General features: G+C 37.9%; 14 protein-coding genes. All 14 read right to left on the bottom strand.

Annotated elements, in window-relative coordinates; translation table 11 throughout:
* Positions 1 to 44: 44 nt before the first annotated feature.
* Entirely contained in the window at positions 45 to 779 is a 735-nt protein-coding gene (trmD, locus tag JFT89_RS29060) for a tRNA (guanosine(37)-N1)-methyltransferase TrmD (protein WP_002137937.1), read from the bottom strand.
* Positions 779 to 1,294 (bottom strand): ribosome maturation factor RimM, encoded by a 516-nt coding sequence (gene rimM, locus JFT89_RS29055; RefSeq protein WP_002014521.1) that lies wholly within the window; start codon positions 1,292 to 1,294, stop codon positions 779 to 781. Before rimM ends, trmD begins: the two co-directional genes overlap by 1 nt.
* Positions 1,295 to 1,415: 121 nt before the next feature.
* The gene (locus tag JFT89_RS29050) at positions 1,416 to 1,643 is read right to left on the bottom strand and encodes a KH domain-containing protein (protein WP_002088196.1); all 228 of its coding nucleotides are present in this window, start codon (positions 1,641 to 1,643) and stop codon (positions 1,416 to 1,418) included.
* A gap of 14 nt (positions 1,644 to 1,657) precedes the next feature.
* Positions 1,658 to 1,930: a 30S ribosomal protein S16 gene (rpsP, locus tag JFT89_RS29045; protein WP_000268750.1), complete on the bottom strand. Its 273-nt coding sequence runs from the start codon at positions 1,928 to 1,930 to the stop codon at positions 1,658 to 1,660.
* A gap of 100 nt (positions 1,931 to 2,030) precedes the next feature.
* Positions 2,031 to 3,380 (bottom strand): signal recognition particle protein, encoded by a 1,350-nt coding sequence (ffh, locus tag JFT89_RS29040; RefSeq protein ID WP_002014519.1) that lies wholly within the window; start codon positions 3,378 to 3,380, stop codon positions 2,031 to 2,033.
* A 12-nt stretch (positions 3,381 to 3,392) separates the two neighbouring features.
* Complete coding sequence (locus tag JFT89_RS29035; RefSeq protein ID WP_002033794.1) at positions 3,393 to 3,725, bottom strand: putative DNA-binding protein; 333 nt, start codon at positions 3,723 to 3,725, stop codon at positions 3,393 to 3,395.
* A gap of 131 nt (positions 3,726 to 3,856) precedes the next feature.
* Entirely contained in the window at positions 3,857 to 4,846 is a 990-nt protein-coding gene (ftsY, locus tag JFT89_RS29030; RefSeq protein ID WP_002088200.1) for a signal recognition particle-docking protein FtsY, read from the bottom strand.
* Positions 4,847 to 4,860: 14 nt separating this feature from the next.
* Positions 4,861 to 8,430: a chromosome segregation protein SMC gene (smc, locus tag JFT89_RS29025; protein ID WP_201040948.1), complete on the bottom strand. Its 3,570-nt coding sequence runs from the start codon at positions 8,428 to 8,430 to the stop codon at positions 4,861 to 4,863.
* Between the two features lie 148 nt (positions 8,431 to 8,578).
* On the bottom strand, positions 8,579 to 9,316 hold the full coding sequence (rncS, locus tag JFT89_RS29020) for a ribonuclease III (RefSeq protein WP_002066788.1): 738 nt from the start codon (positions 9,314 to 9,316) through the stop codon (positions 8,579 to 8,581).
* Between the two features lie 58 nt (positions 9,317 to 9,374).
* Entirely contained in the window at positions 9,375 to 9,608 is a 234-nt protein-coding gene (acpP, locus tag JFT89_RS29015) for an acyl carrier protein (RefSeq protein WP_002014515.1), read from the bottom strand.
* 69 nt (positions 9,609 to 9,677) lie between these two features.
* Positions 9,678 to 10,418 (bottom strand): 3-oxoacyl-[acyl-carrier-protein] reductase, encoded by a 741-nt coding sequence (gene fabG, locus JFT89_RS29010; protein ID WP_002014514.1) that lies wholly within the window; start codon positions 10,416 to 10,418, stop codon positions 9,678 to 9,680.
* Entirely contained in the window at positions 10,418 to 11,362 is a 945-nt protein-coding gene (fabD, locus tag JFT89_RS29005) for an ACP S-malonyltransferase (protein WP_002066787.1), read from the bottom strand. Before fabD ends, fabG begins: the two co-directional genes overlap by 1 nt.
* 14 nt (positions 11,363 to 11,376) lie before the next feature.
* Positions 11,377 to 12,369, bottom strand: a complete 993-nt coding sequence (gene plsX, locus JFT89_RS29000) for a phosphate acyltransferase PlsX (RefSeq protein ID WP_002128828.1) — start codon at positions 12,367 to 12,369, stop codon at positions 11,377 to 11,379.
* The gene (fapR, locus tag JFT89_RS28995; protein WP_000747354.1) at positions 12,366 to 12,959 is read right to left on the bottom strand and encodes a transcription factor FapR; all 594 of its coding nucleotides are present in this window, start codon (positions 12,957 to 12,959) and stop codon (positions 12,366 to 12,368) included. Before fapR ends, plsX begins: the two co-directional genes overlap by 4 nt.
* Positions 12,960 to 12,995 lie beyond the last annotated feature (36 nt).

Below are 12,995 nucleotides of genomic sequence, written 5' to 3'. Positions count from 1 at the left end.
TAGCATATTGCTAGGACTGTTGCAATAGAAAATATATCAAGCCCTTATCGGTCTTCTTTAATCTGTTCCAGCCATTTCTCTTCTTGCTTAGATAATTCTCGTTCTTCCAGTAAATCCGGTCTACGTGTGTACGTACGACGTAGTGACTCTTTATGGCGCCATTCATCAATGTTTTTATGATTTCCTGACATTAGTACATCCGGTACCTTCATACCACGAAAATCAGCAGGACGTGTATAATGTGGGTGCTCTAACAAACCTGTGCTAAAAGAGTCTTCCACTTGTGACGTTTGATTCCCAAGTACTCCTGGCAAAAGACGTACAACACTGTCAGTGACTACCATAGAAGCCAATTCTCCACCCGTTAATACGTAATCCCCAATAGAAATCTCATCTGTTACAAGATGCTCACGAATTCGTTCATCGTATCCTTCATAATGGCCACATACAAAAATAACATGCTCTTCTCCAGCAAGCTCTTCTGCCTTCTTCTGCGTGAAACGCTCTCCTTGTGGACACATTAAGACGACTCTCGGCTTACGGTCTGTTTCCTTCGTTAACTCTTCTACTGCGTCAAAGATAGGCTGTGGGGTTAATACCATACCAGCGCCCCCACCATACGGATAATCATCTACACTATTATGCTTACTAGTTGTATACTCACGAAAATTGACAACTCGAAGCTCTACCGCTTCTTTTTCTTGTGCTTTCTTTAAAATTGAAGACCCAAATACACCCGTAAACATATCTGGAAACAATGTTAAAATGTCAATTTTCATTATAGTAGCCCTTCCATTACATGAATGGTTACTAATTTATTTTCAATGTTAACTTGAAGTACAACGTCATCAATATAAGGAATTAACAAATCTTGACCCTTTGGACGTTTAATCACCCAAACGTCATTCGCACCAGGAGATAAAATCTCTTTGATTGTCCCTAACGCTTCTCCTTCTTCCGTTACAACGTTGCAACCAATAATTTCATGGTAGTAGTATTCACCTTCAGCTAGTTCGCCTAACTGCTCTTCTGGTACTTTTATTAAAGAACCTTTTAACTTCTCTACTTCATCTACATTGTTGTATCCTTCAAGTGTTAATAAATCAAATGTCTTATGTTGACGATGAGAAGTTACCTTCACTGTAAGATAGTCTGTACCTTTCTCATCCCATATGTATAACGTGTTCCCTACTTTATATCGCTCTTCTGGAAAATCAGTACGAGAAATAACACGAATTTCTCCTTTTACGCCATGAGTATTTACAATTTTCCCTACATTAAACCATTTTGTCATAAATAGTATGTCACCCCTGGTTTCTATATAAATTAAGCATTTCCATTTTATATATGGAACATGCAATTTCTCTTTAAATGTTAAAAAAGGGAGAGGAAATAACTCCTCGCCCTTTTTACGTTTATTGAATTTCCAGTGTGACGTTCTCATCATTATGATGTCCCACTGAATACAAGAGCATTCTAATCGCTTTCGCAACTTTCCCTTGCTTTCCAATGACTTTTCCAACATCCTCAGGATGTACAGTTAATCGATACTTTATTTCTCCGTTGCAAAGTTCCTGTGTAACTTTTACATCTCCAGGATGATCCACAAGAGGTTTAACAATTGTCTCGACTAACATTTTCATTGTCATTGCCTCAATTACTTACCTTGTTTAGATAAGTGGAATTTCTCCATGATACCTTGGTTAGAGAAAAGGTTACGAACTGTATCAGATGGTTTAGCACCATTTCCTAACCATTTTAATGCTGCTTCTTCGTTGATCTTAACTTCCGCTGGTTGAGCAACCGGATTGTAAGTACCGATTTCCTCAATGAAACGTCCGTCACGAGGAGAACGAGAATCTGCAACAACTACACGATAGAAAGGAGTTTTTTTAGCTCCCATACGTTTTAAACGAATTTTAACTGCCATTTATAAAGCACCTCCGAATTTATTTCACACAGATAATTATATTAGCAAAAAGACTATTGCTTTGTAAAGTATTTTTTCTTAACAGAGCCATCTTTTTTCCTTACATGAATGGAAACTTCAATCCACCTAGTCCTTTTTTCTTACCTTTTTGCATTCCCGTCATCGTCTTCATCATTTTTTTCATATCATCAAATTGCTTGATTAGACGATTGATTTCTTGTACCGTTGTACCGCTACCTTTGGCAATGCGCTTTTTACGACTAGCATTGATTATTTCCGGTTGTTCTCGTTCTACTTTAGTCATAGAACGAATAATTGCCTCAATATGCCCAATTTGTTTTTCATCAACTTGTGCATTTTTCAGCCCTTTAATTTTATTTGCACCAGGAAGCATTCCTAACAATTCGTCAAGCGGTCCAAGTTGACGCACTTGTCCAAGTTGTTCTAGGAAATCGTCAAGCGTAAACGAAAGCGTACGCATTTTTTGCTCAAGTTCTTTTGCTTTCTCTTCATCAACTGTAGCTTGCGCTTTTTCAATTAATGTTAAGACGTCGCCCATCCCTAAAATACGGGATGCCATACGTTCTGGATGGAACGCTTCAATTGCATCTAGTTTTTCACCCATACCAGCAAATTTAATTGGTGTATTTGTTACAGCCTTAATAGATAATGCCGCACCACCGCGCGTATCACCATCTAATTTCGTTAATACAACACCTGTTAATCCTAACTGTTCATGGAAACTTTGTGCTACATTTACCGCGTCTTGTCCTGTCATCGCATCGACAACAAGGAAAATTTCATCCGGTTTCGCAACTTCTTTGACTTTCGCTAATTCACCCATTAGTTCTTCATCAATATGCAGGCGACCCGCTGTATCGATTAAAACGTAATCGTGATGATCTTCTTTTGCTTTCGCAATCGCTTGTTTCGCAATTTCAACCGGACTTACTTGATCTCCTAAGGAGAAAACAGGCATGTCCAATTGCTTCCCTAATGTTTCAAGCTGTTTAATCGCTGCTGGACGGTAAATATCCGCTGCAACAAGCATCGGTTTACGATTATGCTTTTTACGAAGCAAATTTGCAAGCTTACCTGTCGTCGTTGTTTTACCCGCACCTTGCAGACCAACCATCATTATAACAGTAGGTGGCTTATTAGCAACAGCAATTTTGCTTTGCTCTCCGCCCATAAGTTCTGTAAGTTCTTCCTGTACGATTTTAATTACTTGTTGTCCAGGTGTCAAACTTTTCATTACATCTTGTCCGACAGCACGCTCAGACACACGCTTTATAAAATCTTTTACTACTTTAAAGTTAACATCCGCTTCTAAAAGAGCTAGACGAACTTCTCTCATCATTTCTTTTACATCGGCTTCAGAAACTTTTCCTTTGCCGCGGATTTTTTGCATTGTCTGTTGAAGTCGGTCGGCTAATCCTTCAAATGCCATATTGCCGCCCTCCTAATCTAATTTTTCGATAGCTTCAACAACTTGTTTCATTTCTTCATTCACATGCTCTTCTTCGCTGAGTAGCTGTTTTAGCTTTGCAACAAGTCGCTGTCGCTCTTGAAACTTTTGAAGTAATACTAATTTATCTTCATATTCTTCAAGCATCGCTTCAGTCCGTTTAATGTTATCATACACGGCTTGGCGACTTACATCAAATTCTTCCGCAATTTCACCAAGAGATAAATCATCTAGATAATAAAGCGACATATAACTTCTTTGTTTTTGCGTTAACAACGATTGATAAAAATCAAATAAATAGTTCATTCTCGTTGTTTTCTCGAGCATGTTGGATCATCCTTTGTTAAGTGATTTCCCTTTACATGACTTAGTTTACATGGAGTATAAAAGAGTGTCAAGTTTTTTTCTTAACATCACATATTTTTATAAAAAAGAAGTGGAAATACCGCTTCTTTCACTTACACTTCTTCCGTTTCTACTACGTTCGCAAACAAACCATAAACATATTGTTCTGGATCAAACTGTTGCAGATCATCCATTTGCTCTCCTAGCCCAACAAATTTCACCGGAACATCCATTTCGTTACGAATCGCTAAGACGATACCACCTTTAGCAGTTCCATCTAACTTCGTTAAAACAATACCAGTAACATTCGTTGCTTCACGGAATGTTTTCGCTTGGCTTAAACCATTTTGCCCTGTTGTTGCATCAATAACAAGTAATACTTCATGAGGAGCCCCTGGTACTTCACGCTCAATTACACGCTTCACTTTCTCTAACTCATTCATTAAGTTTACTTTATTTTGTAAGCGTCCCGCTGTATCACATAGCAATACATCCACTTTACGGGCCTTTGCCGCTTGTACAGCATCATACATAACAGCCGCTGGATCAGATCCTGACCCTTGCTTAATTACTTCTACACCAACACGATCGCCCCATACTTCTAATTGCTCAATCGCCCCAGCACGGAATGTATCTCCTGCCGCCAATAGGACAGACTTACCTTCTGATTTAAATTTATGTGCAAGCTTACCAATCGTCGTCGTTTTCCCCACACCATTCACACCAACAAATAAAACTACTGTTAATTGATCCTCTTGTATATTAACTTCATTACTAAAATCGCTGTCACCTTTGTAAATGCCCACTAGCTTTTCAGAAATAACAGCCTGTACTTCTTTCGGATCTTGAATGTTACGACGTTGCACTTCTTCTTTCAACTGATCAATTAATTCCATCACTGTCGAAACTCCGACATCCGCACTAATTAAAATTTCTTCTAATTCTTCAAAGAAATCTTCGTCTATTTTGCGGTAACGGTACACTAAATCATTTACTTTATCAGCAAATGAATTTCTCGTTTTTTCTAATCCTTGTTTAAACTTCTCTGTTACCGTATCCGTTTGTTTTGAAATTTTTTCTTTTAATTTTTTTAAAAAGCTCATACTTCCCATCCTTCCTATCTACTTGCAACAAGTTCTTCGCCATCATCTAAACGAACAGAAACAAGCTTCGACACCCCTGATTCTTGCATTGTTACACCGTACAATACATCAGACTCTTCCATTGTACCTTTTCGGTGTGTAATTACAATAAACTGCGTTTCATCACTAAATTTCTTTAAATACTGCGCAAAACGAGCAACGTTTGCCTCATCAAGAGCTGCTTCCACTTCATCTAGAACACAGAATGGAACTGGGCGTACTTTTAAAATACCAAATAAGAGCGCAATTGCCGTTAAAGCACGCTCTCCCCCTGAAAGTAAACCTAAATTTTGTAGTTTCTTCCCTGGTGGTTGCGCTACAATATCAATACCCGTATTTAGTAAATCTTCTGGGTTTGTCATTACTAAATCCGCTCTTCCACCTCCGAATAATTCAGAGAATACAGATTGAAACTCTGTTCGAATCCCTTCGAACGTAGTAGAAAAGCGTTTTTTCATCTCTTCATCCATTTCCGTAATAAGTTGATGCAATGTCGATTTCGCTTCTTCTAGGTCATCTCTTTGCTCTAATAAGAATGTATGGCGCTCTGCTACACGTTCATACTCATCAATTGCCCCTAAATTTACTGCACCTAACTCTTCAATGGATAGTTTAATTAGTTTCACCTTTTTACGTGCATCTTCTGCAGGCATCATCATTGTATACTTAAGTTTTGCTGCTTCAAATGAAATAGTATATGTTTCACGTAAATGTTGCAATCTATTTTCCAGCTCTACATCAAGTCGGTTAATTTTCACTTCTTGATCTTTCAGCATCTCAAGAATATATTTATGTTTACCTATCGTTTCTTTCACACCGCGCTCTAAATGCTCGACTCTTTCTTGCAATGATACGCGTTGTTCACGACGAGAACGAATTAACTCCGAAGTTTGATTACGATCATACGCTTTCTTCTCAATCATATTCGTAATTTGTTCTTCGCCACTTGAATTAGATGTCATCTCTTGCTTTAAGAACGCTAAATCTTCTTTCGTTTTTACAAGCGTCGCATCAGTCTCTTCTTTTTCCTTCGTCAATCGTTCGACTTTTTCTTTTTGATTAGACAATCGTTGTTGTTGTTCAGCAGCTTGTACTTTTAGCTCCGTCATTTCCTTCTGAACTTTTTCTTTTGAAGAATATTGTTCACTTTTTTGTTTCGTTAAAATGACGATTTTACTATCTAATTCCCCAATCTCAGCTTGAAGAGTCGCTAAAATCTTTTCTAACTCTTCTTTGCGCCCTTGCATTTTTACTTGATCTTGTAAAAATCCTTCAATCTCTAAATCGTAAATCGATAAACGATCATTAATACGATGTTCATCTAATTCTAAACGATTAATTTCTTCTCTTAGCTTCTGTTCATCTACACGTTCGGTCTCTACACCTTGGCGTAGCTCTCGTATTTGTACTTCTTTTTCTTGAATCTCTTGCTTTACTGCTTTAACAAAGTTTTCTAGCTTTGTTGTTTTTTCTTCCATGTCAGTTAGTTTTTTAGTCCACTCTTCAAGTTCACGTTGACGTCCCAATAAAGAGGATTTCGCCTGTTTTACAGCTCCACCCGTCATAGAACCACCCGGGTTCACTACGTCACCTTCGAGTGTTACAATACGATAGCGGTATTGCAGTTGTTTCGCTAACTCATTTGCTCCGCGTAAATCTTTCGCAACAACAACTGTACCTAATAAACTTGAAACTACATTCTCATATTTATTATTGTACTGCACAAGTTCTGCCGCTACACCGACAAACGCTGGATGCTGATTCACAATGCGTAATTGATCAAATGATAGCGATCGACTTTTAATAACAGCTTGAGGTAAAAACGTTGCACGGCCATGTTTATTTTGCTTTAAAAATGCAATTGCATTACGAGCATGCTCTTCTGTTTGTACTACGATATGTTGCATCGCTGCCCCAAGGGCGATTTCCATTGCGATTTCATATTCTTTCGGCACAGTCAGAAGTTCTGCAACAGCTCCCTCAATACCTTGTAGTCTATTTTCTCTAGCCTTTAATACTTCACGTACCCCTTGATAGAAGCCAGAGTAGTCCTCTTGCATCTCTTCTAACATTTCTTTCCGAGAGCGCGCCTGCTGCACAAATTGATACGCTTGATACAGTTTCGTTTCATTTTCACTATACTGTGACTTACATTTCCCAAGTGCCGTTTCTGTCTTCTGTATGTTAGAAATAATGCCAGCTATTTTCTCTCTCGCTTGCTCATAACTGTCTACAAGTTTCGTCTTTTTCGCTGTAATTTCCACACGCATCTGTACATACTTTTCATTTTCTTCATCAAGTCGTTCGTTTTTAGAGTTTTGCTGTTTTGATTGTTCTTCAATCATAGATAATTCATTACGAAGACTCGCTTGTTGATTTAAAAGTTCAATATAGTCACCTTTTAAATTCTCAATTTGTTCCTCTAAATTCTCAGCAAAAGTCGCAAGTAATTGCTCGTTATCATGCAATTTCTTCTCCAATTCTTTTACTTGATTCACAAATTGCATTAAAGCTTCTGTACTTGTTTCAATTTCGCCATCATAACTTGTAGTTTTCTCTGTTAACTCAACAATTAGCTTTTCAAGCTGCGCACAATGTGTCGTTGCATTTTGCTTTCTTTCCTTTAACAGCTCGCGTTGCCCTTCTAGTTTTTCTAGTTCTTTACTAGACAGAAGTAGAACTTCTTGTAAGGAATTTACAGATTCATCAACGGCTTGTAATTGCCCGCGTAATTCCTCAAGCTCTTCTTCACTTTTTTGTAAGTTCGCCGACATTTTAGCTTCTTCATCTTTATTATGCCCAAATTGATTTCGAAGCGCTTCCCACTTTTCATGTAATTCTTCAATTTCATGTACAATAAGCGCAGCTTCTACTTTCTCTAATTCTTCTTTTTTCTCAAGATAATCTTTCGCAATAGAAGCTTGTCTTTCTAGTGGTTCTACTTGACTACTTAATTCGTGAATAATATCTTGTACACGATTTAAGTTTTCTTGTGTTTCCGCCAATTTCCCTTCAGCTTTCTTTTTACGAAGTTTGTATTTCAGCACTCCCGCAGCTTCTTCAAATACACCACGACGTTCTTCTGATTTACTACTCAAAATCTCTTCGACTTTCCCCTGGCTAATAATCGAAAAAGCTTCCCTTCCCATACCAGAGTCCATAAATAAATCAATAATATCTTTTAATCTACAAGATTGTTTATTAATATAAAAATCACTATCGCCCGAACGAGATACACGACGCGTTACACACACCTCGTTATACTCAATCGGTAAGCGTTGGTCTTCATTATTTAAAGTTAATGTAACTTCAGCAACATTAACCGCTCTTCTCGTATCACTGCCGGCAAAAATAATATCCTCCATCTTTGCACCGCGTAATGACTTTGCAGATTGTTCACCAAGTACCCAGCGAATTGCATCAGTAATATTACTTTTCCCGCTCCCGTTAGGTCCTACTACAGAAGTTACACCTGGAACAAAATCGACAGATACACGCTCAGCAAAAGACTTAAATCCTGCTATTTCTAATCTTTTTAAAAACACGAAAGGCCTTCCTCCTATTCTCCGTTGTTGTAAACGTTGTCTGTACGAAAACAAACTACTATACGGATTTCCCACTCCTTTTATTTATAAATAAAAGGAAAGTTTCATTCTATGCATAAGGAATCCCCCTCATTCAAAGGGGGATTCCTCATGATTGTTCTTTTAATTTTTTCAATGCTTCTGCAGCAGCTTGTTGCTCTGCCTCTTTTTTTGACTTACCACTTCCAAGACCTAATGCCTCATTATTTAAAGTTACACGGGACACAAATTCTCGGTTGTGGGCCGGTCCTTTTTCTTGCAAAATTTGATACTCAATATTGCCACTACCATCACGCTGAATCAATTCTTGTAATTGACTCTTATAATCCATCACATGAGAAAAAGCACCTTCATTAATTTTTGGATATACAACTTCTTTTAAGTATCCCCAAACTGTTTCTAGCCCTTGATCAAGATAAAGGGCACCAATAAACGCTTCAAAGACATCCGCTAATAAAGCTGGTCGTTCACGTCCACCCGTCATTTCCTCACCTTTCCCTAATAAAACAAGGCTACCAAATGACATTTCGTTTGCAAAACGAACAAGAGATGGCTCACATACAATAGCTGCACGTAGTTTTGTTAACTCTCCTTCGCTCATTGTCGGATATTTTTGAAACAGATACTGTGATACAGTGAGTTCCAATACAGCATCGCCAAGAAACTCAAGACGCTCATTGTCCTCATGCGGTTTTTTTCGATGCTCATTCACATACGATGAATGCGTAAACGCTTGAATCAATAATTTTTCATCTGTAAACGTAATACCTATCTCTTCTTGAAATACTTTAAAAGCTTCACGATATTTTGCTTCGTATTTTTTTTCTCTATGTTTTCGGTACGGCATAGGTCCCTCCAGATATAAGCCGAGAAGCCCCGTTAAAAAACGGGACTTCACTTAAGCATTATAGATGACTCTCTATGTAAGTCACAGCATCGCCAACAGTAGCAATCTTTTCAGCATCTTCATCAGAAATTTCCATTTCGAATTCATCTTCTAATTGCATTACAAGTTCTACTACATCTAGGGAGTCTGCGCCTAAATCTTCTTTGAAGCTTGCAGCTGGTACTACTTCAGTTTCTTCTACTCCTAAACGATCAACGACAATTTTGGTTACACGCTCTAAAACATCTGCCATTCTATTCACCTCCCCTCAAATATTATATAAAATATTGTCCAAAAAAACTAGGTGAAATCGATTCTTTTATTACATTACCATACCGCCATCAACATTTAACGTTTGACCTGTAACATATTTACTTTGATCAGAAGCAAAAAACGTTACAGTATTTGCGATATCTTGTGCTTCTCCAAACTGAGCTGCAGGAATTAATTTTAACATTTCGGCTTTTATATTTTCATCTAATACATCCGTCATATCAGTCGCAATAAACCCTGGAGCAATTGCATTTACAGTAATATTTCGGCTCGCTAATTCTTTTGCTGATGTTTTTGTTAATCCAATTACACCAGCTTTAGCAGCAACATAATTTGCTTGTCCTGGGTTTCCTGTTACACCAACAACAGAAGCGATATTAATAATACGTCCATGACGTTGACGCATCATATAGCGCGATACTGCTTTCGTACATAAGAAAACACCTTTTAAGTTTGTATTAATAACTGTATCCCATTCTTCTTCTTTCATACGCATTAATAAATTATCTTTTGTTACACCAGCGTTATTTACAAGAATATCAACTTGTCCAAACGTATCTACAGTTTGTTTCACCATTGCAGTAACATCATCAGCATTTGCAACATCTGCTCTTACTGCAATGGCATCTGAACCTAATTTCTTTATTTCATCAACTACTTCATTCGCCTTTTGCTCATTACCAGCATAATTTACTACAACATTTGCCCCTTGTTTCGCTAAATCAATAGCAATCGCACGACCAATCCCACGTGAAGCACCAGTTACTAATGCTACTTTCCCTTTTAACATCAGCTTTCTCCTCTCAAATTTGAAATGGTATCTTTTAATGTCTCTTCATCATATACCGCATATGCTTTCACTGAAGAATCAATCGACTTCATAAGACCAGCAAGTACTTTTCCAGGTCCGATTTCAATAAATGTATCTACCCCTTGATTCACCATATACTCAATAGATGGGTACCATAATACAGGCGAATAGAGCTGTTCAATTAGCTTTGCTTGAATATCTGTACCACGCGTAATAACATCTGCCGTAACATTTGCAATAACAGGAATATTCGTGTCTTGAATTGTAATTTCATTTAAAACACTTTGGAATTTCTCAGCAGCTGGTTTCATAAGCGAGGAATGAAACGGTCCACTTACTTTGAGCGGAATTGCTCTTTTAGCACCATTTTCTTTCGCTCTTTGAGAAGCAAGTTCTACTCCTTGCTTTGTTCCAGAAATAACAATTTGCTTCGTACTATTCATATTAGCAATTTGTACTGCATATCCTTCACTTGTTACTTCTTCTGTAACTCGTTTCAGCATATCCGGATCCGCACCTAAAATAGCTGCCATTGCACCTTCCCCGCCTGGAACAGCTTCTTCCATATATTCCCCGCGTTTCCTTACAGCATATACAGCGTCTTCGAATGTTAATGCACCAGCAGCTACAAGAGCGCTATATTCACCTAAACTATGTCCTGCGACAAAATCAGGTGTAATATCATACTCCTTCAAAGCTGTTAAAATTGCAAAGCTCGTTGTTAATAGTGCCGGCTGCGCATTTGTTGTTAATGTTAACTTTTCTTGCGGTCCTTCAAAAATCACTTCTGAAAGAGAATCATGCAAAACCTCATCCGCTTTTGCAAACACTTTCGCAACCTCTTTATTATTCCCCGCTAACTGTCTACCCATTCCAACTGCCTGTGAACCTTGGCCCGGAAAAAGAAATGCTATTTTTCCCATTTCAAATCCTCCTCTTATTGAAGCGGCTCCTTCTCCATTACACTTGAAATTGTAGGAATTACTTCTTTCGCTACCATTTCTCTCGTTTGACGAATCGCACTAAATATCGATTGGTCATTAGAAGAACCATGAGCCTTAATGACAGGAGCTTTCAATCCAAACAACGCCGCTCCCCCATACTCCGAATAATCCATTTTATCTTTCAATACCATAAGTTTTGGTTTTAATACCGCTGCTGCTAATTTGCTCGTAAACGAACTCATTAATTGTTCTTTTAACATAGAGAATAACGCAAGTGCTGTTCCTTCTAATGATTTTAGCGCTACATTACCCGTAAAACCATCACATACAACAACGTCTGCTACACCTTGCAATAAATCTCTTGATTCAACGTTTCCAACGAAATTAATTGGTGCATCCTTGAGCATAGCAAAGACTTGTTTTGAAAGCTCGTTTCCTTTACCATCCTCTGTTCCAACGTTTAAAAGTCCAACGCGTGGATTTTTAATTCCTCTTACCTTCTCTGCGTAAACAGAGCCCATTACTGCATATTGATATAAATGAATTGGTTTTGCATCAACGTTGGCTCCAACATCTAACATAACAAAACCTTCTCCATCAACAGTTGGCATTGTAGGTGATAAAGCTGGTCGTTCAATTCCTTCCATACGACCAACAACAAACAATCCAGCTGCCATCAAAGCTCCTGTACTACCTGCTGATATACAAGCATCCGCTACGCCGTCTTTTACTTGCTGCGCCGCTAGTACCATTGAAGCTTGTTTTTTTCGACGAACCGCTCTTACTGGTTCGTCTGTCGATTCAATTTTTTCGTCCGTATGAAGTATAGTAATTCGCTCTTCACTCGTTAAATATTGACGAATTCCCTCTTCTTTCCCTACTAACGTAATATGTAAATCTGAGTATTCCTTAATAGCTTTCATTGCTCCTAATACTACAGCCTTTGGTGCATGATCGCCGCCCATTGCATCTATTGCGATTTTCATAAGTTGTTACCTTCCTCACTATAATTACTAGATCGATACATTTCAAAAGTGCCTGTAAAGACAAGTTCTTCTCCAACAAAACTACGCACTTTGACAACCGTCCGTCCTTTATCATTCTCTACATCTTCAACACGTACTTTTGCAACAACACGCTCTCCTAATTTTACAGGACGAATATATCGAATGGTGGACTTTGCAGTTAAAGCTAATTCTTCATCAATAACCGCAACAGCTAGTGAGTTTGCTTGTGCAAACAAATGATGCCCACGAGCAATTTGATTTCTTTTAAATACATGTTCTACCTTTACTTCAAAGATAGAAATCGCATGTCTATCTAATTCTATATCAATAATTTCTCCGACAACCTCTTCTAACGGTAAAGATTTCACATCTTCTTCATGTTGTTTTGTAGCCACATGCTTAATTCGTTCTCTTAATTCAGGAATAGATAATTCCATACGATCAAGACGAACAGTTTGTATGCTCACTTGAAATTTTTCCGCTAAATCTTCATCCGTTATAAAAGGATTCGTTTCTATTGTTTGTTGTAATAATTCTTGTCTTTCTTTTTTACTTCTTCTTTTTTTCATACCGCACCATCCATTTTTATGACTAGGTACTAAAAG

The organism is Bacillus sp. TH25 (genome assembly GCF_016650935.1).
In the GTDB taxonomy this organism is placed as follows: domain Bacteria; phylum Bacillota; class Bacilli; order Bacillales; family Bacillaceae_G; genus Bacillus_A; species Bacillus_A mycoides.
Note: the sequence above shows the minus strand (reverse complement) of the source record. Positions and strands in the feature narration are given on the sequence as shown.